The organism is Vibrio sinaloensis (genome assembly GCF_000808535.1).
GTDB classification, from domain to species: domain Bacteria; phylum Pseudomonadota; class Gammaproteobacteria; order Enterobacterales; family Vibrionaceae; genus Vibrio; species Vibrio sinaloensis_D.
The window spans coordinates 1-21,117 of the sequence record NZ_JWLV01000019.1; the positions used below are offsets into that span (position 1 = coordinate 1).

General features: G+C 46.9%; 17 protein-coding genes and 1 pseudogene. 9 read left to right on the forward strand and 9 right to left on the reverse strand.

Features of this window, described 5'->3' with window-relative positions:
* From RJ47_RS12060 to RJ47_RS12075, 4 genes and pseudogenes are all read left to right on the forward strand, one after another.
* Positions 1 to 678: DUF2804 domain-containing protein (locus RJ47_RS12060; RefSeq protein WP_039484062.1), on the forward strand; the 678-nt coding region annotated here is incomplete at its 5' end.
* Between the two features lie 12 nt (positions 679 to 690).
* The gene (locus tag RJ47_RS12065; protein WP_039484065.1) at positions 691 to 1,539 is read left to right on the forward strand and encodes a sterol desaturase family protein; all 849 of its coding nucleotides are present in this window, start codon (positions 691 to 693) and stop codon (positions 1,537 to 1,539) included.
* A gap of 41 nt (positions 1,540 to 1,580) precedes the next feature.
* Positions 1,581 to 1,745: pseudogene (locus RJ47_RS20860) on the forward strand (helix-turn-helix domain-containing protein); the annotation flags it as partial.
* A 487-nt stretch (positions 1,746 to 2,232) separates the two neighbouring features.
* Positions 2,233 to 2,832 carry a thiol:disulfide interchange protein DsbA/DsbL gene (locus tag RJ47_RS12075; protein WP_039484067.1) on the forward strand — a complete coding sequence of 200 codons (600 nt, stop codon included), beginning with the start codon at positions 2,233 to 2,235 and terminating at the stop codon, positions 2,830 to 2,832.
* 46 nt (positions 2,833 to 2,878) lie between these two features.
* Here RJ47_RS12075 and RJ47_RS21430 read toward each other — a convergent pair whose 3' ends face one another.
* A complete protein-coding gene (locus RJ47_RS21430) occupies positions 2,879 to 3,049 on the reverse strand; it encodes a membrane lipoprotein lipid attachment site-containing protein (RefSeq protein ID WP_197058138.1) in 171 nt (56 codons plus the stop codon).
* 129 nt (positions 3,050 to 3,178) lie between these two features.
* Between RJ47_RS21430 and RJ47_RS12080 the strand changes: the two genes are divergently transcribed.
* Both RJ47_RS12080 and RJ47_RS12085 read left to right on the forward strand, forming a co-directional pair.
* Positions 3,179 to 3,880, forward strand: coding sequence for a DNA-3-methyladenine glycosylase I (locus RJ47_RS12080; protein WP_039484069.1), 702 nt, complete (start codon positions 3,179 to 3,181; stop codon positions 3,878 to 3,880).
* Positions 3,881 to 4,135: 255 nt separating this feature from the next.
* Positions 4,136 to 6,022, forward strand: a complete 1,887-nt coding sequence (locus RJ47_RS12085; RefSeq protein ID WP_052237947.1) for a sensor domain-containing phosphodiesterase — start codon at positions 4,136 to 4,138, stop codon at positions 6,020 to 6,022.
* 66 nt (positions 6,023 to 6,088) lie between these two features.
* On the opposite strand, the gene RJ47_RS12090 is transcribed toward RJ47_RS12085, so the two are convergent.
* Entirely contained in the window at positions 6,089 to 6,547 is a 459-nt protein-coding gene (locus RJ47_RS12090; protein WP_038134254.1) for a MarR family winged helix-turn-helix transcriptional regulator, read from the reverse strand.
* A gap of 113 nt (positions 6,548 to 6,660) precedes the next feature.
* On the opposite strand from RJ47_RS12090, the gene RJ47_RS12095 reads away from it, so the two are divergent.
* Positions 6,661 to 7,083 carry an organic hydroperoxide resistance protein gene (locus RJ47_RS12095; protein WP_039484073.1) on the forward strand — a complete coding sequence of 141 codons (423 nt, stop codon included), beginning with the start codon at positions 6,661 to 6,663 and terminating at the stop codon, positions 7,081 to 7,083.
* Between the two features lie 77 nt (positions 7,084 to 7,160).
* On the opposite strand, the gene metE is transcribed toward RJ47_RS12095, so the two are convergent.
* On the reverse strand, positions 7,161 to 9,443 hold the full coding sequence (metE, locus tag RJ47_RS12100) for a 5-methyltetrahydropteroyltriglutamate--homocysteine S-methyltransferase (RefSeq protein ID WP_039484075.1): 2,283 nt from the start codon (positions 9,441 to 9,443) through the stop codon (positions 7,161 to 7,163).
* A gap of 268 nt (positions 9,444 to 9,711) precedes the next feature.
* Between metE and metR the strand changes: the two genes are divergently transcribed.
* Positions 9,712 to 10,623 (forward strand): HTH-type transcriptional regulator MetR, encoded by a 912-nt coding sequence (gene metR / locus RJ47_RS12105; protein ID WP_005474037.1) that lies wholly within the window; start codon positions 9,712 to 9,714, stop codon positions 10,621 to 10,623.
* A 41-nt stretch (positions 10,624 to 10,664) separates the two neighbouring features.
* Here the strand turns inward: metR and RJ47_RS12110 are convergent, their stop codons facing one another.
* From RJ47_RS12110 to RJ47_RS12125, 4 genes are all read right to left on the reverse strand, one after another.
* The gene (locus tag RJ47_RS12110) at positions 10,665 to 10,865 is read right to left on the reverse strand and encodes a DUF4250 domain-containing protein (RefSeq protein WP_005474111.1); all 201 of its coding nucleotides are present in this window, start codon (positions 10,863 to 10,865) and stop codon (positions 10,665 to 10,667) included.
* Between the two features lie 72 nt (positions 10,866 to 10,937).
* A complete protein-coding gene (locus RJ47_RS12115) occupies positions 10,938 to 11,618 on the reverse strand; it encodes a hypothetical protein (protein ID WP_038191119.1) in 681 nt (226 codons plus the stop codon).
* A 72-nt stretch (positions 11,619 to 11,690) separates the two neighbouring features.
* Entirely contained in the window at positions 11,691 to 14,168 is a 2,478-nt protein-coding gene (locus tag RJ47_RS12120; RefSeq protein WP_039484079.1) for an EAL domain-containing protein, read from the reverse strand.
* A 100-nt stretch (positions 14,169 to 14,268) separates the two neighbouring features.
* Entirely contained in the window at positions 14,269 to 16,716 is a 2,448-nt protein-coding gene (locus RJ47_RS12125; protein WP_082016338.1) for an EAL domain-containing protein, read from the reverse strand.
* A 247-nt stretch (positions 16,717 to 16,963) separates the two neighbouring features.
* Between RJ47_RS12125 and RJ47_RS12130 the strand changes: the two genes are divergently transcribed.
* Positions 16,964 to 19,288 carry a YgiQ family radical SAM protein gene (locus RJ47_RS12130; RefSeq protein ID WP_038134244.1) on the forward strand — a complete coding sequence of 775 codons (2,325 nt, stop codon included), beginning with the start codon at positions 16,964 to 16,966 and terminating at the stop codon, positions 19,286 to 19,288.
* Positions 19,289 to 19,330: 42 nt separating this feature from the next.
* On the opposite strand, the gene RJ47_RS12135 is transcribed toward RJ47_RS12130, so the two are convergent.
* The gene (locus tag RJ47_RS12135; RefSeq protein WP_039484083.1) at positions 19,331 to 19,852 is read right to left on the reverse strand and encodes a hypothetical protein; all 522 of its coding nucleotides are present in this window, start codon (positions 19,850 to 19,852) and stop codon (positions 19,331 to 19,333) included.
* Between the two features lie 152 nt (positions 19,853 to 20,004).
* Positions 20,005 to 21,087 carry a 3-phosphoserine/phosphohydroxythreonine transaminase gene (serC, locus tag RJ47_RS12140; RefSeq protein WP_039484086.1) on the reverse strand — a complete coding sequence of 361 codons (1,083 nt, stop codon included), beginning with the start codon at positions 21,085 to 21,087 and terminating at the stop codon, positions 20,005 to 20,007.
* Positions 21,088 to 21,117: the final 30 nt, after the last annotated feature.

Below are 21,117 nucleotides of genomic sequence, written 5' to 3' on the forward strand. Positions count from 1 at the left end.
CCGTACAAAGGCACCAGTTGGATTGCCGGAAAGCGAATCCAATTTCACATTCTTGACGCCAGTTGGCAGGTTTCGATCAACACTTCTGCCATTCAAGCCCGCCTCTCTTTAACCGCCCCACCAGACAGCAAGCCACTGTCAATGTGCACGCCAACAGGCTATTCAGGTTGGACGTATACTGCGAAACACAATGCCCTGAGTGTGACAGGAGAGCTCACTATCAACGGATTGCCAATTAAGCTTGATGGTGCCTTAGCGGGTTATGATTTTTCGGCGGGTTATATGCGCCGAGAAACGAGTTGGCGCTGGGCTAGCATCAGCACACAAATTGCTGGCGCTACGCTGGGCCTAAACCTCGCGGCGGGTGTTAACGAAACCGGCAGCTGCGAAAACGCTATGTGGGTCAACGGTCAACGACACTTACTCGGTCCAGTCCACTTTGAGTTTCAACGAACGTCTCCTCACGGTGATTGGCGACTATTTTCAGAATCAGGAGAAGTCGATCTGCTATTTACGCCGAAAAACAAACGCAGTGAGAAGCTAAACCTTTGGCTGCTCAAAAGTAACTTTCGTCAGTTCATCGGTCACTTTTCAGGCACACTTACAGATAACAGTGGTCAAGTTCATACACTCGATAACGTGTTGGGGCTAACGGAAGACCATTTTGCGCGTTGGTAGGAGGAAGTAAAAATGACAGTCGATAGTTTAGTCAATCACCCAGAATGGCTGTTGATCGTTCTCGCACCTATATTTGTTCTTTGTATGCTTGCAGAATATTGGCTGGGGCAACGCAGGCAAAAACTGCCAGAAAACTCACGCTATTCATTACCAGAAACACTATGTAACTTTACGTTGGCAGGAATGCACCAAATAGCCGATCTGCTTACCGGATTAGTTATCGCCAATCTATATCTTTGGTTATTTGATTGGCGCTTGTTTGATATTTCGATGACGGCGCTTAGCTTCCTCGCACTAATGATATTGCAAGATTTTTGCTACTACTGGTTTCATCGAGCAAGCCATCGAGTTCGCTGGATGTGGGCAGCCCATGTCGCCCACCATAGCTCTGAGAACATGAACTTCAGTACCGCATTTCGCCAAAGTTTGATGTACCCGCTCGCGGGAATGTGGCTGTTTTGGGTGCCGCTTGTAATCATCGGTTTCGAGCCAAAGTGGGTCATCTTCGTTGTATTACTCAACCTTGGATTGCAGTTTTTCGTCCATACCCAGTGGATTAGAACCTTGGGGCCGCTTGAGTTCATCTTTAACACGCCTTCTCACCATCGTGTTCATCACGGTACCAACCCACAATACATCGACAAGAACTACGCTGGTGTATTGATCATCTGGGACAAACTGTTTGGCACCTTTGAGCCTGAAGTCGAACCAGTACGCTATGGTATTACCAAACCGATCCACAGTTTTAACCCAATTACCGTCACCTTTCATGAATGGCGAGAGATGTGGTCTGCCGCATTTGGCAAACCACTCCCTGTTAAGCAAAGACTCAGCGTACTGTTTTCGCCTCCCAAGGACTAAATGATCAGGTTCGGGGCCCCGAATATTTCACCAACAGATAGGCGCTGGTAGAAACCAAAGACAGCATCACCCAGATATCACTCAGCAGTGGCTTTCAGACTAAATCAAATTTCAACCGAGAGTTTTCGCGCGTCAGCGGCATGTCACCGAGTCAATATCGCAAGGAACATCGCGCGGTAAAAACGGATGCAACAAATAACGGTTAACAGAACGTTTTTATTTAGTTTTAAATCAGTTAAGCTAGCGGCGATGTATTTTGAGGATGGGTTATTGCCAGTTCAACGCCAGTTTTGTATTACCTTTTTAGCCGTATTTGCGCTGTTTTTTACCTGCGTAGCGGTGAGTGTGCAAGCTGAGGAACATCATTGGCCGCTTAACCCTCATGCTGGTAACCTGCTAAGTGTGATTGCGCCAATACATAACTTGGAGTGTACTCAGCACGAACCTACTAGCGCCAGCAACCATCAATGTTGCGCGTCTATTTGCTTGCTTAAAATGCCTTGCGCCCACTGCATTAGTACCCATTCTTTACCACTTTCATCACTCGCCCTTATTGGCCAAGATGATAATCAAAAAGCGATAACACGAATTCAAACATTGTTTCGCCCTCCTATTATTACGTCCTAAATTTCGCAAACACCCTGCGGCCTGATGCTGCAGCACTATTTGATTCACTTAATTTAGGATTATGCAATGAAGACGTTATTTGCACTATTTTCTACGCTATTGCTCGCGCTAAATGTACACGCGGCACAATTTGAAGAAGGGACACACTACACGGTTTTATCCGGAGAGAAGGCTTCCAAGCCGAAAGTCACTGAGTATTTTTCGTTCTACTGCCCCCACTGTTACAAGTTTGAACCTGTGATTGAAAACCTAAAAGCCTCACTGCCAGATGGTGCCACATTTGAAAAAGTGCACGTCGCTTTTATGGGAGGCAACATGGCCGTTCCAATGGCAAAGTCATACGCGACCATGGTGGCATTGAATGCAGAGAAGACGATGGTGCCAGCGATGTTTAAGCAAATTCATGACCTGCGCAGCGCACCAAAAGATGAAGCGCAGTTGCGCCAAGTCTTTATCGACAACGGTATCGATGGCGCAAAGTTTGACTCTGCGTACAACAGCTTTGTCGTAAGCTCTATGCAGAGAAGCTTTGATAAGCAATTTAAGCAGAGCACCTTAACCGGCGTTCCTGGCGTTGTGGTAAACGACAAATACATCGTCAAAGCGGACCAAATCCGTTCTTTTGAAGAGTACAACCAACTGGTTAACTACTTACTGACCCTGTAGCAACCAAACCAATCAACAAGGCCAGCATCACGCTGGCCTTTTTAATCTAGCAATTGCCCTTTTTCGCTTGCCCAGGCGGACAGAAACGATCACCACTTGTCGAAGACTCTTTATTTTTAAGTCTGACTTCCACATCTCTGTACTCGCCTTCCACGCTAGTGATCTGGCAGCCAGCAAGCAGTGCAACAAAGCACAACGCAAAACAGGTTTTCTTCATCTTTTTACTCCTTACGTTTAGGTCACTGACTTTATGTTTGCCACGCTTTAGAATGTCATTGAGTCGTTAATTCGTGTCTTGACTCGGTTAAGACGGGAAGAAAGATAAACATTACAAGGAGTCATCACATTGGCTTTAGAGAAATTTGCCGACATCTATCAACGCGCCGCCAAGCGAAAAGGCGGCGTCAAACAGCTTGAATCCATACTTGCGACGCCATTAAGCAAGGAAGCAATTGCGTCAATCCCTAATGACCGCTGGCTGTCTGCGTTTAGTATGAAGGTCTTTCAAAGTGGCATATCGTGGAAAGTGGTACGTAACAAATGGCCTCAGTTTGAAGAGGTGTTTTTTGGTTTCAAAATAGAACCCTTGCTGATGATGTCAGACGAGCAGTGGGACGACAAAGCAGCCGATACCCGAATTATCCGCCACCATACCAAAGTCAAATCGATACGCGCCAACGCGCAAATGATCTATGAAGCTTCACTGAAACATGGCAGCTTTGGTCAGATGGTCGCCAACTGGCCAGATGATGACATCACCGGTCTATGGTCCTACTTAAAAAAACAGGGACAGCGACTGGGCGGAAACACAGGGCCTTACAGTCTTAGGCAATTGGGCGTGGATACCTTTATCTTGTCTAAGGATGTTGAGGCATACCTACGCAGTTACCAAGTGATTGAAGGCGGCAGAGACACCAAACGCTCACTAGACTCTGTCAACAAAGCCTTTGCTCATTGGCAGAAAGAGAGTGGCCGCAGTCTGACTCATATTAGCCAAGTGATCGCCTTCAGCGGTGGAGACAATCGCGTCCAGAGTCCGATTGAGTAGCCCAACTCCCGGTCATTCAGCTTACTTCAAATTACAACCAACAATTTCTTCAATTGAGCATAGCTGTAAGCTGAACCGTTACCCACATATTGAGTGATTGATTCGCGCTTTATGAGTTTGAATTCCTATAAAAATAAGCTTTGAACGTTAAAGCATTCACAGCAATTATGAATTCATATCACCTATACTAAAAAGCAAAGCGACTCAACTCATCGCTGAGTGAACTCCGTCACTATCAGGCAAAGGATAAGCGTCATGGCAGACATAGATACCTCTCAATTAGTCGTTCCGGATTCTGTACTCAATAGCTGGCAAGAAATTGTTGATTTGGTTGCCAAGATGACGCAATGCCCTGCCGCGCTAGTCATGCGTATTCACAAAAATGACATTGAGGTATTTTCTAGCAGTCGAAGCGCAAACAACCCTTACGCACCCAATGCCAAAGACTCACTTGGCCATGGTCTATATTGTGAAACCGTGATTAGCGAGCGGCGTATGCTGAACGTACCCAATGCGCTCAACGACCCAGAATGGGATAGTAATCCAGACATCAAGCTGGGTATGATTTGTTACTGCGGACTGCCTGTGTTTTGGCCTGATGACACCCCTTTTGGCACCATCTGCATGCTCGACAGCCAAGAGCGCTACTTTGATGAAGATGCGATGTCGCTGCTTGGTCGCTTTCAAACAGCCATCGAAGGCCAGCTAGAAACTCTTTACCGTAAAGAAGAGCTTGCCCTACTCAATCAGGAGTTAGAAAACAAAGTCGCAGAAAGAACCAAGACACTTGCCGATCTCAGCAGCCGCTTACTCAAAGAAATTGAGCAGCGCACTGCGGCGGAAAGCCACTTGGATTTTCATCTTCACTACGACCCGCTCACTAAACTCCCCAATCGAATCACACTGGCTGACGATCTCGCCAAACAGATGGCCTCTCTAGAAGACGATGAACAAATTACCCTGATTTATTTCAGTTTGAGAAACTTTAAGTTTGTAAACGCAAGCTATGGCTACATGTTTGGTGATCAGATTTTGTCGTCACTGAGCCAGCGGATCTGCCACAAGCTGCCCAAAAAGTGGAAACTGGCCAGAATTGTTGGCTCAGATTTTGTTCTCGCCGCCCAGCACCTGCGTACGCCAGAGCTGCAAGAAAAAGCCATAGAACGAATTACCAATGCGTGCACTCAGCCTTTTAATGTCAACGGTATGAGTATCAATTTGCAATGTAACTTGGGTATTGCCGTCTTCCCAATGGATGCAACAGACTCATTTAGCCTTATTCAGCGAGCCTGCTCAGCAATGAGTGAAGGTAAAAACGAAGGTTTGCAGGTTGCTTACTTTAATGCGGCAGCACAAAAAGCCGCCGAAGAGCGCTTACTACTAGAATCACACCTTTCTAAAGCGCTGGAGAACAACGAACTCGAGGTTCATTTCCAGCCAATCATTTGCCTCAAACAAGGGGGAAAGATCATTGGTGCTGAAGCGCTATTACGATGGAACAATCCAATACTGGGGCAAGTGTCGCCAGACCGTTTTATCCCTCTCGCGGAAAGCAACGGCCAAATAATAGAAATCGGCTACTTTGTTTTGCATCAAGCGCTGAAGCAAGCTGCAGAGTGGCATCGCGCATCCCCACACTCGTTTAAAATGGCGATCAACATCTCACCAATCCAATTCCAAGAGCAGCACTTCGTCCAACACTTACAAGACATTATTGATCTTTACCAACTGCCCGCGAAGTGCATTGAACTAGAACTAACGGAAGGTATTCTGTTGCAAGATGAAGAGTATGCGCAAAATGTCCTTGCTCAGTTGCGACAATTCGGCGTCAGCATTTCTCTTGATGACTTTGGTACCGGATACTCTTCACTCAGTTATCTGCAAAAATACGCGTTTGATACGTTAAAAATTGATCGCAGCTTTATTAATCAGTTAGAGCACAATCAACACAACCGTGAGCTGACAAGAGCCATTATCGCCATGGCACACAAGCTCAATATGATGGTGATAGCCGAAGGAGTTGAAGAGCGCTATCAGGAAGACTTTATTCGAACCGAAGAATGCAACTACGCTCAAGGATTTTTGTATGGTAAAGCGGTTCCGGCTGATGAGTTCACGCAACAAATGACAAATGGGCTTTAGTTGAATCAAGCGCATTGGCACTCGCCAACAATAGACACTTATCACCCCATCGGCTTGGTGGGGTAATTAACCTAGCTTGCTCAGTACTTTTTCACACAGCGTCTTCAACGAGATAAGTTCTTCAAGCTCTAAGTTAATTTTGCACTTCATCGCATTCGGAACGGCTTTTGCGGTTTGTTTGAGCGTTTGCCCAGATGAGGTGAGGTTTAGCACTCTTACCCTTTCGTCCGTCTCGCTTCGCCCTCTTAGCACGTAGCCTTTGCTTTCCAAACGCTTTAACAAGGGAGTCAATGTTCCAGAATCAAGGTGCAAGCGCGAACCAACATCTTTGACACTTGCGCCATCTTGCTCCCACAGCACCATCATCACCAGGTACTGAGAGTAAGTCAGATCCAATTCATCAAGCAGAGGACGATAAGCTCGAATCACCGCATTTGCCGCACTGTAAAGTGGAAAACAGATCTGATTATCAAGCAGCAGTTTCTCATCATCACTCAAACTTGGTTGCGTTTGGCATTCACTCATAATGTCACCTAAAACATAAATTGCGCACAATATAGTTGCATTCTACATGGATTTCGATATAAAATTGCAAGCAATTAAATTGCACACAACTTAAATCAATAAGGAAACTCTCCATGACTACCCTATACAAAACTCAAGCCACAGCATTCGCAGGTCGTAATGGCCAAGTAAAAACAGATGATGGACTTCTCGACTTAGCGCTTTCTTATCCTAAAGAGATGGGGGGCAGTGGCGCGGCGACCAACCCAGAACAGTTATTTGCTGCGGGCTACTCTGCGTGTTTCTCTAACGCCATTCTACATGTCGCTCGTGAAACGAAAGTTGCGCTAAAAAACGCACCAGTCACTGCTGAAGTGGGTATTGGTCCTAATGAAACAGGGGGCTTTGCTTTAACGGTGAGTTTAGCGGCAGAGCTGGATTTACCTCAAGAGCAAGCACTTGAACTGACAAAAGTCGCCCACCAAGTTTGTCCTTACTCAAACGCGGTTCGTGGTAACATTGACGTTAAAGTCACGGTGAACGGCCAAGCAATTTAATCAGCCGACAAATTCATCCACTGCCATATAAAACAAGCCGATCATGTGATCGGCTTGTTTCGTTTCTCTTTCGCGCTTTATGCGTATTCTTTACGCAGTTTCTTCGCAGCTGACACCATGTTGGCTAACGAGGCTTCCGTCTCTTCCCAGTTTCGGGTTTTCAGACCACAATCTGGATTCACCCAAAGCCTCTGTGCAGGAATCTTCTCCGCCGCTGTCGTCAACAATCCTTCTATCCACTCTTGCGTTGGTACATTTGGCGAATGGATATCATAAACGCCAGGGCCGATTTCATTTGGGTAGTTGAACTCTTCAAATGCTTTAAGCAGCTCCATGTTTGAGCGAGAGGTTTCAATGGTAATCACATCAGCATCTAACGCGGCCACTGAATCAATGATTTCATTGAACTCCGAGTAACACATGTGCGTATGGATTTGTGTTTCCGGCTTAGCGCTCGATGCAGAGATCTTAAATGCGTCTACCGCCCACTCCAAATACGCTTTGTGATCGCGCTTTTTCAGCGGTAAACCTTCACGAATCGCAGGCTCATCGATCTGTATGATGTTAATGCCCGCATCTTGCAAATCAGAGACTTCATCACGTAGCGCCAGCGCAAGTTGTTCGGCGATCTGTTTGCGAGAAATGTCTTCTCTTGGGAAAGTCCAACATAAGATGGTCACCGGGCCAGTCAACATGCCTTTCATCTGCTTGGAGGTAAGGGATTGTGCGTAGGTCGACCACTCTACGGTAATCGGTTTTTCACGTTCAATGTCCGCCACCACGATAGCCGGTTTCACGCAGCGAGAACCATAGCTTTGAACCCAACCGAACTTAGTGGTTTGGAAGCCAGCCAAATTCTCGGCAAAGTATTCAACCATATCGTTACGCTCTGCTTCACCGTGCACGAGGACATCGAGGTCAAGGGCCTCTTGGCGTTTAACGGCGTCTTCGATGTGCCCTTTTAGTGCCACTTCATACTCTTGCTGCGACAATTGACCCGAGCGAAACGCACTGCGTTGGACTCGAATTTCACTGGTCTGTGGGAATGAACCAATGGTCGTTGTTGGGAACAAAGGCAGCCCTAAAACTTCACTCTGATGCGCTGCTCGTTCTGGGTAAGGGGCCGTTCGCTCAGTCAGTTGTTTAGTAATTCCGTTTAGGCGAGCCTGTACCTGAGGTTTGTTTACGTGAGTCGCTGTTTTACGCGCTTGAATTGGGGCGCTATAAGTATCGCAAGCCAGAATCGCCTCTTGATCGCCATCAAGCGCTTTGCCAAGTAGCGCAACTTCCGTCACTTTTTGCTTAGCGAAGGCAAACCAACTGCGCACTTCCTCAGAAAGTTCTGTTTCAAGCGATAGATCAACAGGGCTATGTAGCAGAGAACAAGAGCTCGCCACCCATAGTTTATCACCCAGTTTATCTTTAACCGGTTGTAGCAATGCAAGCTGAGCGCTTAAGTCTGCGCGCCACACGTTACGCCCATTGATCACACCCGCAGACAACACCCAATCTTTAGGTAATTTATTTGCCACCAGCTGCAACTGTTCTGGGGATGCCGACAGGTCGATGTGTAAGCCGTCAACGTTGAGCTCAACAATTTTGTCTAACGTATCAAGAACAGAATCGAAATAGGTTGTCAGTAGCACTTTTACGTCTGTTCGAATCACTTGATACGCCAGCTTAAACGCGTCGAGCCATGGTTTTTCAAGCTCAAGAGATAAAATAGGCTCATCAATTTGGACCCACTCTACGCCTAAGTTGGCCAACTTTGACAAGATCGCTTGGTAAGCGGTTAACAGACGTGGCAACAAGCTCAAGCGATCAAAGCCCTCTTCCACCTCTTTACCCAAATAAAGGTAACTCAGCGGCCCTAGTAGGACAGGTTTAACTTTGTGACCAGCTTGAATCGCCTCATTCACCTCTTCAAACAGCTGAGGCCAACTCACCTCAAAGGTATCTTCTTGGCTGAACTCAGGCACAATGTAGTGGTAATTGGTATTGAACCACTTGGTCATATCAGACGCCGCACTGCCGCTGCAACCGCAGCTCACCTGAGATTGTCCGCGGCCAACCTTAAACAAGGTATCTAAATCAGGAAAACCAGAACGGTGGCGTTTAGGCACGTGACCTAACAATAACGTGGTGGTGAGAACATGGTCATACCAAGCGAAATCGCCTGCCGTCACGTAGTCTAAGCCAGCTTGTTGCTGAGTTTGCCAGTTGCTAACGCGCAGATCTGAACCGACCGATTTCAATTGAGCTTGGTCAATCTCGCCTCGCCAATATTTCTCTAGGGCAAATTTTAGCTCTCGTTTTTCACCAATACGGGGATAGCCAAGGATGTGAGTCGTTGTTGTCATAATCGTCGTCCTGTCATTCTTTTCATTCACAATGTTTATATTTTTCAGCACACCAAAGGCGTCTGGATGGCTAAAATATTGCGCTAAACCCTAGACGAAGCAATCTCCAAATATTCAACTTGTTTATTAGTTTTGTTCATGATGACTCGACAACATTGAAGCGAAGTGAATAAAACCAAATATTTTAGACGTCTAGATGTTTACACTTCTTTCTAAACGACGTATGTTAAAAACACTCATGCGGAATAACTCAGTTTGAAAGGAACTCATGGTAGAGCTCAAGCATTTAAAAACGTTAACCACATTGCGTGATACAGGATCATTGACCGCCACAGCCACCGCTTTGCACCTAACTCAATCGGCCCTATCACACCAATTGAAGGATCTAGAGGCTCGGATTGGAGGCGCTTTGTTTCTGCGTAAAACTCGGCCAGTAAAATTCACCTCCGAGGGTGAGATTTTGCTTAGGCTCGCGGACGATGTGCTTCCCCGTTTGGCCAAAGCAGAGAACGAGTTAGCCAGCCTGAAAGAAGATGTGAACGGACGATTGCACATGGCGATCGAGTGCCATTCGTGTTTTCAATGGCTGATGCCCGCATTAAGGGAGTATCAAGTCGCTTGGCCAAGTGTTACGTTAGACTTTTCATCCGGTTTTGGGTTCGAGCCTTTGCCAGCACTGATTGGAGGAGAGCTGGACCTAGTGATTACATCAGACATTGCCCCACGCTCAGAAGTCCACTACGAGCCATTGTTTGATTTTGAAATGCGACTTGTGACGGCAACCACACACCCTCTGGCAAGCCGTGCGCGCATTGAACCTCAGGACTTAGCCGATCAAACCATGCTCTCTTACCCAGTTCAGAAAAGTCGTCTCGATGTGGTCAAGCATTTCCTTCAGCCAGCCGGCATTGAGCCCGCTCGTTGGAAGCAGTCTGACAATACGCTTATGCTGATCCAGATGGTCTCGGCTGGCCTTGGGGTTGCAGCACTGCCCAACTGGGCCATCAGCGAGTTCTCTCGTCAAGGATTGATTACGAGTATCCCGCTTGGTGAAGGACTATGGCGAAGATTATTTGCCGCAACGCGACATGCTGATAAGGATAAGCGTTACTTGCAAGCCTTTTTCAATACCGCTCGCCAGCAATCAAAAAGTCATTTGGAAGGGATAAAAACCGTATAAAAAAGGAGGCAGTTGCCTCCTTTTAACTATCAAGTGGTCGATTATCTGGAATAAGACTTAAATTGGTTGGTGAGCGGATCATATTGGTAGCCCAACACATCCAATTTTCCCACCACGGACTCAACGTCCATTTCGTACATACTGACTAACTCATCAAAGCTACCGCATTCCAACCGAAGCTTTTCATTAACGATACCTAGCAGAATGACGCTATCAAAGCGGCTCACATTGCTCAGATCCATAGCCACGCTCCTTTCTTAGTACGCCTACTAACAAGCCTAGCCACAATTGAGCAAATTTAAAGTGAGCCCAGTCTAAAGTGCAAACAATGCTTGGTTGGATGTCACCGCCAGCAGCATCACCGCAAGTGCAAATCCTAGTTGCGGCTTGCTGATTTCGCGTGATAGCAACATGTGCCAGCACCATACAACAACCGCAGCAATCATGAGTGCAAAGCCAATCAACAAGGGTTGCAGCACACTCATCAGCACCTGCTCATCCAAAGATACCGCTTTAAGTGCAATAGCCAGTGTCATTAGCATCGCAGAAATGACACCCGACACGGGAAGAATTCGGTGAAACGCCTGAAGTCGAGTTCGTGCGACGGTCAGCAACAGATGCGCAAACAATGCACCAAGCAGCGCGATCTGGACAAAAACATTAATGCCCCCTGCGAGACTCGCTTGCTCTGCGATCATGATAGCGACATAAGAGAGCGCCAAACCATTCGCTAGATACATCACCCAAAGAGGGCCCTGATCGCGGGTCTTTTTGGTTTGTACTTGGGAGTAGAAATAGGCGATGGCAAATACCACCATCATTGCTTCTATCTTCAACGAAGCAACGGCAAGCCACATCACAGCGAGGGCTGGGAGTACTTTGTGAATTCGTCCACGTTGACCGGGACAAATTTCACCTTTGATTAAGATTAACGTCAAAATAAGCTGTGCGCCCAAAAGCATCGGAGCCGACACGGCCAAAAGTTGCTGCACCATGATGTCATGTTCTGTTTGAAAGTGATGGGTGCGGATAATAGCAAACTTACCGCTTGGGTGTTAGCGTGGCAGTTAACGTAAGCTCGCAAAGTAGTTTAAGACATCTTGCGTCGTAACGATCCCGAGATACTCACCCAGCTCGTTTTCAACAATCCAAGGCAATTTGATCCCGCTTCGAATCAGATCGGAGATCTCTATCAACTTCATCTGATAGGAGATCTTGTGTACCTCTGGCTGCATCACTTGGTTTAACCGCTTTTTCGCTATGGTCATGTCTTTGGTCGTTTCGAGCTTGGTCCCTAACGTAGGCGTAATGTGGAAGTTGAGCTCCTTGCGACCGACAATACCCAAGCAAGTCTGTCCATCAATGATTGGCACAACTTGAATGTTGTAACGACCAGACTCAAATATCGCCAACGCCTGATCCAAGGTATCTCTTGGCGCCAAAGTAGGAATGTGAGTTTGGGTAATGCTAAGAATACCCACTTTACGCATACTCGACGTGCGGCTAAGAAAGTCTTCCAACTTGTCGTAATAGCCCCAAGCCTTCTCTAACTCATTGAGAGGCAGCGGTTTAGAAAAGAAGTAGCCTTGAATAAAATCCACCCCTAGTCCACACAACACCTCTAATTCATGCCGCGTTTCCACACCTTCTGCCACCACTTTAACGCCGAGTGTATGCGCCAGCTCTGTGATCATCTTGACGATGAAATACTGATGCGAGCCCATTTTAATATCGGTGACAAATTCTCGATCAATCTTAAGCAAATCAAAGTTCGAATCACTTAAATAACTGAATGAGCTGTAGCCCGTGCCGAAGTCATCAATCGCGATGCTCACCCCTTTACGGCGAATGCTGCGAATCAATGCAGATTGTCGAGATTCACTATCGAAGTAAGCACTTTCGGTAAGCTCGATGGTGACAAGTTCCGGCGTTTTTGCGTACTGATAAATCAATGATTCGGCGCTCTGCAGCACTTCGTCCACGTCTAGCTTGGTGTTGAGTGAACGGTTGATTGTCACGCCTAGCTTGGCGCCAAAACGTTCTTGTATTGCTGTCAGCTCTTCGAGCGCCTTTTTCCCCGCGCACCAATCCAAATCAGCCACGAGATCGAGGTCTTCTGCGATGGTCACCATCTCTTGCGTGTTGAGCATCTGCCCATTTGGCCCTTTAAATCGACTTAGCGCTTCGAACTTCACAATGTCCCACGTTCTTACGTCGACAATCGGCTGGTAATACACCTCAACACTTTGCGATTTAATCAGCTTGGCCGCCCATTCTTCAAGCTCTTTTCGTCTCAATACCTCTTTGTGAATCGCACCATGATAAAACGTAATCTGCCCTTGGCTGTTATTGCTTTGCTCCAATAAGGCTTGCACCGCATGACTAACCAACAGTTTGGGATTGTAAGTATCGTGACCGAGCACTGAAACGCCAACTTTCCCTTTTAAGATCGCGCGGTGGATTGCTTTGCCTGCTGACTGATTCAGGGTTGAGAAAAAACGGCGAATGGTTTGGTGAATGATCCGCACTTGGCCAGGAGAATCCGTTTTCGGGCACTCTAAACACGCCACAAAATGGTTGTTACCAATATACCCCACTTGCTGCGCGATGCGATTACGTGACAGGTGTTCCGAAAGCGTCGATTTGAGTTCAAAATCGTCCTTCTGCTCAAAACGAGGGACAAATGCCACCACCATACTGATCGCCTCGGAGCTATCGTTTATCCAACGCTTCGCCACCATGTGGGTAAATTGCGATTCGGTAGGAAGTTGAGTTAACAGCTCGACGCCACCGAGCTCAATGTCTGCGACGCGATATAGATTTTTCGACAAATCCAGATAGTAGCCAAGGTAAAACAGCTGACCAGCAAACGTCACTCTTTGTAGAGTCAGATCTTGGGGTATGGTTTTGCCATCGACCTGCTTGATGAGGACAACACCTGACCAGTACCCTTTGCTGTCTACATCAGACCAAATCGATTGGTAGAACTCTTCACTATGCTTATCTGAGTTGAGTGTATCAACAGACTTCATCAACAACTCTCTGGCGCTGTAACCAGTGTGATCGAGAAAATAGGTGTTGCAGGCAAGCATCGACTTGTTGCTATTGAGTAAGACAACGCCATGATGCGGGTTTTCAAACAACTGCTGGAAGAACTCATTGAATAGTGCAGTAGAGACGGAAAAATAGAGCAAAGGAGTAATGTGCCCTTTTACCGTCAAAGTACTCTCAGCACTAAAAGAGAAATTGACGTAGCAACACTGGTCACCATCGAGCGTCATACAACAGGCATAATTTAACGTCCGCTGACAACGACATGCTTCTTTTATGAGGTCAATAAATTTGGTTTGATCGCTGTAATCCAAGCAAGCCAGTATTACGTTTCCTGACACATTGGGCAAACGTGAATGCAAAAGCAAACCAAGCGCTTGTCTGTCAACATCGAGTTTGTGATGTTTAATGTCCCAAGTCCAAGCAATAGAAGTGAGCGGCGCCCCTATTTCACGACTCAAGTCAGATTCCGTTACCTTTGGCCCACTAAGCATTATCCATTGCTCACCTAAAATTAGCTCCCTCTATCCTTAACTTTAGGACAAGAGTCTTAGTTACACCTAAGCATTAGAATAACAATTGATAAATTTAACTTTAATCTTCTACACAGAAACTCAATACCGTCGCCACTTCCACTAACCCTTTGAACACCCCAAGCTCGTCAGTCAGTATCCAAGGCAAAGGCGTGCCTTGCGTAACGAGTCGATGAACCTCTTTTACTGGCGTATGCCAATCGAGTACCGTTCCTCCGGGAGCCATCATTCGGTTGACACTCTTATGCCAATAATTTTTCTCTTTGCTGGTTTCGAGATCCGTGCCCATCGTTGGTGTCATATGTAAATGCATGGTTGATCGCGACAGCACACCGACACATTTTTTATTGTCAACGACAGCCAAGTAATCGCCATGAGACACATTAAAATATTGATGCGCGAGGGATAACGGATCTCCTGGGTCAAGGTGATGGCTATTTTTACTGACCAGCTTCATGAGAGTTTGTTCTGGTGCACTTGGTGCGGTTTTCGGCCACTGGCAATAATGCTCGTGGGCGACGATTTGCTCCGTGCTTTCTGGTTTTGCAAACAAGTAACCTTGAATGTAGTCCACCCCAAGTTCAGTCAGCAAAGCCAGCTCACTTTCTGTCTCTACCCCTTCGGCAACCACATCAAGATTGAGCTGATGCGCCAGATGCACAAGCGTATGGACAATATGATACTCCCGCGTCCCTTTTTCTAACCCGGAGATAAACTGACGATCAATCTTGAGTACATCAAAGAAACTCTTGGTTAAGTAATGGAACGAAGCACATCCAGAGCCGAAATCATCAACAGCAATTTTTACCCCTGCATCGCGAAGCGTTTGAATCAGTTGCTGGCTGTTGTCTGAATTGTCCAAAAAAGCGCTTTCGGTGAATTCTATGTTTAGGCAATCTGGGGATAAGCCCGCATCATCCAGCGCGAGTGCGGTATGCTTCAACACATCCGCAATGCCAACATCGGTATTCAATGAGCGATTGACTGACAACTGCAAGGTGTCGCCAAGCCGCTTTTGTAGGGCTTTGAATTGTTCAAATGCCATCCCACAGACCAAATTATCTAGCTCGAAAATTTTGCCCATATCTTCAGCGACTTGAATATAATCTTGGGTAGTCGCAGGCTCCGACTCCAAAGGAGGGAAACGGCACAGCGCTTCAAATTTCTCTACGCACTGCTGCTTTACGCTGACTATGGGTTGGAAGTAGACCTCTACATTTTTGTTCAGCATCGATTTTTGCACATGCGCTTCAAGGCGTTTCTTGCGCTCAATTTGCAAATGGATCGAGCGATCATAAAACGCGATGCGTCTATTTTCTCCTGAATGAAGTTCGAGAATCGCTTGGCAAGCATGGGACACAAGCCGATTGGGCGTCTCAGCATCCACACCATAGATCGACACGCCCAACAGCCCAGTCTTTAAGACCTCATGAATATCCTTAGTAGCATGCTTAAAACAATGGAAAAAGGTCGTTAATGTCTTGGCGATGTCTCGTACCCGTTGCTCTGGGTGTTCAACCACCACAGGCAAACAGGCTAGAAAGCGTCCGCTGTCCATATACCCTGAAAACAACGCACTGGTTTTCTCTTTTAGATAAGCGGCAAAACGTTTTTTTTGCTCATTGGTGCCCTTTGAAGCAAAGCGCGGCTGAATGGCGAGAACCAGTAAGGTATTGTCTCGGTCCGTCGCTTTACATCGCTTGGTCAGCTGGGCGAGAAAATGATCCGACGTCGGTAATTGCGTCAGGATATCAACCCCGCCAGACTGGGTATCTTCTAATCGATCGAGATCAGACGATAGATCTGTACTCAAGCCGATATAATAGTCTTCCCCACTCCCCAAGCCAATTTTCTGGATCGTTAGGCTCTGGGGAAACACCTTACCTTGTGCATGGCGTGAAAGCAGTACCCCACTCCAATACCCCTTTGAACCTAATGATTCCCATAGTGCCCGATAATGCTCGTCATCATGACTCGAAGAGTTAAAGATGTTGGTTTTTAGTCCGACAAGTTCGTTGCGAAGATACCCCGTCATCTTTTCAAAATAGTGATTACAGGCAAGGATGCGCGTATCCGAGTCAGTCACTACCACACCGTGATGCTGATTTTCAAAAATGCCGTAAAATATCTCTGATGCTTCTTGCGCATTCGAAATCACCAAACAAGGCGAGATCGTGCCTTTCAGGTGATGTTCATCCGCTTTGTACATGTAGATTTCAACGAATGTAAACAGTGATGTGGGTGTAACAAGGCAGCAATGGAGGTAACAATCCTCGCCAGTCGTCAACGCGGTTTGAAACGCGCGCTTCACTCTATTTCTTTGACCTGGCGGGACTAAGCGAATCAAACGTGTCGCCGAGAAGGTTGAATACACCTCGCCAAACATCAAGGTTTGCCCTTCGTTATCGCAATAGAAGGCTTGTGTTTTAAGGTTCATCGCCCAGTCGTAAACAACGTATTTGCTTTTTCTGCCCTGCTGCTGAGGCACAGTTGCATGCGACTCATTCATGACATCATCCATCCCAATACCCAACCAGTTTTATATTTCTATAAGTAAATCTATCGCATTTAGCTCAATGTTGACGTTAATCCGCTAACAAATTGGGCAAATATCCTTTGACCTTCACCAATTAGTTTAGCCAGCGGATAAACCACACAAACCACTTAAAATCCCCCAATAATCTAAGGATATGTAAGGCTAGATAGATGGGCGCCAAGCCGCTATAATTCGCGCTCCCTGGATCCGAGAGCAAAATATGTACAGCGAAAACACCCCTATTCACGAGCAAAAGAAATATTGGGCAGAGTGCTTTGGCACCGCACCTTTTCTTCCAACGAGCCGAAAAGAAATGGACGCTCTTGGATGGGATAGCTGTGACATTATTATCGTAACTGGCGATGCCTACGTTGATCATCCAAGTTTTGGTATGGCAATCATAGGTCGATTACTTGAAGCACAAGGCTTTCGAGTCGGCATCATTGCTCAACCAGAATGGAACAACAAAGATGCCTTCATGGCGCTAGGCAAACCGAACCTTTTCTTTGGTATTACCGCCGGCAACATGGACTCCATGATTAACCGCTACACCGCAGACAAAAAACTGCGTCATGATGATGCCTACACGCCAAACAATGAAGGGGGCAAACGCCCTGATCGTGCAACTTTAGTTTACTCACAACGTTGTCGTGAAGCATACAAAGGCGTACCCATTGTTTTAGGCGGTATCGAGGCGAGCTTACGTCGACTCGCGCACTACGATTATTGGTCAGATAAAGTACGCCGCTCAGTGTTGTTTGATGCAAAAGCAGATATTCTGCTGTTTGGTAATGCTGAACGCGCGCTGGTAGAAGTCGCGCATCGGTTGGCCGATGGTGAGGAGATTTCAACACTAACCAATATCCGAGGTACAGCAGTAAACCTCGCTGCCGCGCCAGAAGGCTACAACGTGATTGATTCATCACGAATCGAGAAACCGCGCAAAGAAGCCTTTATTCCGCCGAACCCATACGTGGTCGAAGAGCAGTGTGATACCAAAGCCAAAGCGCAAGAAACCGAAGCGAAGCCAATCACTATTCGCCCATCTCGTCACGACGCGGCGACCACAGCGGTTCGCATTCCGCCGTTTGAAAAGCTCAATAACGACCGAATTCTTTATGCTCACGCGAGCAGAATCATGCACCTAGAGACAAACCCATACTCAGGCCGCGCATTGATTCAGCGCCATGGCGACCGCGAATTGTGGGTCAACCAAGCGCCAATCCCTCTCACCACCGAAGAGATGGACTACGTGTTTGGCTTACCTTATGCGCGTGTTCCACACCCAATGTATGGCAAAGCAAAAATCCCAGCGTATGACATGATCAAAACGTCGGTGAACATCATGCGTGGCTGCTTCGGTGGCTGTTCTTTCTGTTCGATCACCGAGCACGAAGGACGTATTATCCAAAACCGTTCGCAAGAATCGATCCTCAACGAACTGGAAGAAATCCGCGACAAAGTGCCCGGCTTTACAGGCACAATTTCTGATCTCGGCGGCCCAACTGCTAACATGTATCGTTTGGGCTGTAGCGATCCAAAAGCAGAAGCGAACTGTCGTCGTCCGTCATGTGTATTCCCGGGGATCTGTAATAAGCTCAATACCGACCACAAACACACCATCGACCTTTACCGCGCCGCTCGAAAAGTGAAAGGCGTGAAAAAAGTGATGATTGCATCAGGCGTACGTTACGACCTTGCCATAGAATCACCAGAATACGTAAAAGAGCTTGTGACTCATCACGTGGGCGGCTACTTGAAAATTGCACCAGAGCATACGGAAAAAGGCCCGCTGGATCTGATGATGAAACCTGGTATGGGCACTTACGACCGCTTTAAAGAGATGTTTGAGAAGTACAGCGAAGAAGCGGGTAAAAAGCAGTATTTAATCCCTTACTTTATCTCGGCACACCCAGGTACCGAAGACGAAGACATGCTCAACCTTGCGCTGTGGTTGAAGAAAAACAACTTTGAGTGCGACCAAGTACAAAACTTCTACCCATCACCGATGTGTAATGCGACGTCGATGTACTACTCAGAGACCAACCCGCTTAAACGCGTGAAATACAAAAAACGCGAAGACGTGCCAGTGGCAAAAGGTGAGCGACAACGTCGACTCCACAAAGCGCTGCTGCGTTACCATGATCCAGCAAACTGGCCAATGATTCGTGAAGCATTGATCAACATGGGCAAAAAGCATCTAATCGGCGACAAGCCTGGTTGTTTGATCCCAGCAGAAGATCTTGATGCGAAAACGCCAGCGCAGCGCAGAAAATCAGGACGTCATGGCTCCCAGCGATTTGCAACCAAGCACACCAAAAGCCAACCTGGTTTTGAGAAAATGCATGGTGATAACCGTGGTGGAAACAAAGGCGGTAAGCCGGGTAACCGCAATGGTAAACCAGGTAGTAAACCGTCAGGCAGTCGACCAAACGCTGGGCCTAACGCCAAACCGCAAAACGGCCGCGGAGGTAAACCAACTGGCGCCAACAAAGCCAGCAACAGTGGAAAACCGAGCGGCAATCGAAAACCTAAACACCGCTAAACATTGAGAAATCGCAGCTTCGGCTGCGATTTTTTCATCGGCTCAATGAGTATTAGAGTTATCGCGCCTTCTGAACACTTTGAGGAGGTGTTCATCTTGCCATTGAGATATTTTCGCCCGTTTTAGCTCTTTCTTCGTCATCTCGAGGCTTTTCACTAGCTGTTCGTGCTTTATACCTAGCGCCTTACTTTCGATCAGTGACTGTGACATTTCATTTTGCATCAAAGTGATGCCTTTCAGGGCGATCTTGATCTCTTTTGGCGCACGATCAGGGATTTTGTCTAGCACACTGCGGCACTTTTTTAAGCGGCTTAATGCACTAGATACGTCAGAAAATGTTTGATTGGTGTATTTTTGAAGGGACTCAGCCTGCTGCTCAAGCTCAGGGAGAACCCAATCCGTCAACGACTTCGTGAGTCGCAATAACGCTTCATTCGCTTCTTTTTCAGCCGCCTTCATCGCCATATTCACTAGACCACAGATTATTACCGTGCTCACAAGAGCAGGCAGAGTGAAGCCTAGCAGTAAGATCTGAATCCCGGCAACAGCAGCGCATAAAGCCATCAAGTTTCGTTGATAGAAAGTCACGGAAACCACACATTTAATGACAATTCAGTTAATAGCTTAGTTTAGATTCGTCAGCGTTGTGAACGAGAAATAATAAAAAAGGCTTAACCCATAGGTTAAGCCTTACTCAATAAGACGTGGCTGCTTAATTAAGCGTTCTGTGCTTCAAACTCTTGCATGAAGTCTACAAGCGCTTGTACGCCTGCTAATGGCATCGCGTTGTAGATTGACGCTCGCATTCCACCAACAGCACGATGTCCTTTCAAAGAGACCAAGCCTCGTTGCTTAGCTTGCTCTAGGAACAACTCGTCAAGTTCTGGTTTCGCCAATTGGAATGGCACATTCATGCGTGAGCGGTTGTCTGGATGCACTTCATTGCGGTAGAAGTCGGACTGGTCAATCGCATTGTAAAGCAGTGTCGCTTTCTCCTGGTTGATTTGCTCCATCGCTTCAACCCCACCATTGGCTTTCAGCCACTTAAACACTAAGCCCGACAAATACCACGCGAAGGTCGGAGGCGTGTTGAACATCGAATCTTTCTCAGCCAAGGTTTTGTAATTGATAAAGCTTGGCAGCAAGTCGTTCGCAAGATCGAGAAGGTCATCACGAACAATCGCGATACAAAGACCCGCTGGACCGATGTTTTTCTGCGCACCCGCATAAATAACGCCGTACTTAGATACATCAATGCGACGAGACAAGATGTTTGACGACATGTCCGCTACGATTGGTTTGTCTGTATCAGGAAGCTCACTGATCTCGATACCATCAATGGTTTCATTTGGACAGAAGTGAACGTAAGCCGCTTCAGGATCAATAACCCACTCGCAAACGTCACGTACCGCAGTTTTGCCTGCTTTGGTTACTTTTGCGTCAAACACATCAACGTCGCAGTACTTACGCGCTTCTTGAACCGCACTTTCTGCCCAGTAACCCGCATCGATGTACGTTGCTTTTTTGGCCGAGCCAAGCAAATTGAGTGGCACTGCAGCAAACTGGGCACGAGCACCACCCTGACAGAATAGAACTTTGTAGTTATCAGGAATATTAAGTAGATCGCGCAGATCTTGCTCCGAATCTTCAGCAACTTTAATAAACTCTTTACTACGGTGGCTGATTTCCATTACCGAAGTACCCAGTTCATTCCAGTTGATAAATTCAGCTTGCGCTTGTTCCATCACGGCTTTAGGCAATCCGGCAGGGCCTGCACTAAAGTTATATACATTATCCATTCTGAGTTTCCTTGCTCATGCTTCAATTGA

Coding starts and splice junctions, on each gene's coding strand:
- RJ47_RS12085 (WP_052237947.1), top strand. CDS start 4,136: ATGGCAGACATAGATACCTCTCAATTAGTCGTTCCGGATTCTGTACTC.
- RJ47_RS12065 (WP_039484065.1), top strand. CDS start 691: ATGACAGTCGATAGTTTAGTCAATCACCCAGAATGGCTGTTGATCGTT.
- RJ47_RS12075 (WP_039484067.1), top strand. CDS start 2,233: ATGAAGACGTTATTTGCACTATTTTCTACGCTATTGCTCGCGCTAAAT.
- RJ47_RS12115 (WP_038191119.1), bottom strand. CDS start 11,618: ATGGTGCAGCAACTTTTGGCCGTGTCGGCTCCGATGCTTTTGGGCGCA.
- metR (WP_005474037.1), top strand. CDS start 9,712: ATGGTAGAGCTCAAGCATTTAAAAACGTTAACCACATTGCGTGATACA.
- RJ47_RS12110 (WP_005474111.1), bottom strand. CDS start 10,865: ATGGATCTGAGCAATGTGAGCCGCTTTGATAGCGTCATTCTGCTAGGT.
- RJ47_RS12135 (WP_039484083.1), bottom strand. CDS start 19,852: ATGGCTTTATGCGCTGCTGTTGCCGGGATTCAGATCTTACTGCTAGGC.
- serC (WP_039484086.1), bottom strand. CDS start 21,087: ATGGATAATGTATATAACTTTAGTGCAGGCCCTGCCGGATTGCCTAAA.
- RJ47_RS12095 (WP_039484073.1), top strand. CDS start 6,661: ATGACTACCCTATACAAAACTCAAGCCACAGCATTCGCAGGTCGTAAT.
- metE (WP_039484075.1), bottom strand. CDS start 9,443: ATGACAACAACGACTCACATCCTTGGCTATCCCCGTATTGGTGAAAAA.
- RJ47_RS12120 (WP_039484079.1), bottom strand. CDS start 14,168: ATGCTTAGTGGGCCAAAGGTAACGGAATCTGACTTGAGTCGTGAAATA.
- RJ47_RS12125 (WP_082016338.1), bottom strand. CDS start 16,716: ATGAATGAGTCGCATGCAACTGTGCCTCAGCAGCAGGGCAGAAAAAGC.
- RJ47_RS12090 (WP_038134254.1), bottom strand. CDS start 6,547: ATGAGTGAATGCCAAACGCAACCAAGTTTGAGTGATGATGAGAAACTG.
- RJ47_RS21430 (WP_197058138.1), bottom strand. CDS start 3,049: ATGAAGAAAACCTGTTTTGCGTTGTGCTTTGTTGCACTGCTTGCTGGC.
- RJ47_RS12130 (WP_038134244.1), top strand. CDS start 16,964: ATGTACAGCGAAAACACCCCTATTCACGAGCAAAAGAAATATTGGGCA.